At 65.7% G+C, this 533-nt stretch carries 1 protein-coding gene; it reads right to left on the reverse strand.

Going from position 1 to position 533, the window contains the following annotated elements:
• On the reverse strand, positions 1-533 hold a 533-nt coding region (locus tag GQ57_RS43515), incomplete at both ends, for a hypothetical protein (RefSeq protein WP_034200632.1).

A 533-nucleotide genomic window follows, 5' to 3' on the forward strand; every position in this document is an offset into this window, starting at 1 on the left:
CTGTCGACCTCCACGTCGACCGGCCTGTCGTCGGCCACCAGCTCGATCGGCTCCCTGTCGACCGGCCTCTCGTCGACCGACAGTTCGGTGACCTCGTTGTCGACCTCGACCTCGACGGGCCTCTCGTCGGCTAACAGCTCGATCACGTCGCTGTCCACGTCGACCTCGACGGGTCTGTCCTCGGCGAACAGCTCGATCACCTCGCTGTCGACCTCGACCTCGACGGGCCTCTCGTCGGCGAACAGCTCGATCACGTCGCTGTCGACTTCGACCTCGACCGGCCTCTCGTCGGCCAACAGCTCGATCACGTCGTTGTCGACCTCGACCTCGACCGGTCTCTCGTCGGCCAACAGCTCGATCGATTCGCTGTCGACGTCCACGTCGACCGGCCTCTCGTCGGCCGACAGCTCGATCACGTCGCTGTCGACTTCGACCTCGACGGGCCTCTCGTCGGCGAACAGCTCGATCACGTCGCTGTCGACCTCGACCTCGACCGGCCTCTCGTCGGCCAACAGCTCGATCACGTCGAGGAG

The organism is Burkholderia sp. MSh2 (assembly GCF_000731655.1).
In the GTDB taxonomy this organism is placed as follows: Bacteria; Pseudomonadota; Gammaproteobacteria; order Burkholderiales; family Burkholderiaceae; genus Burkholderia; species Burkholderia paludis.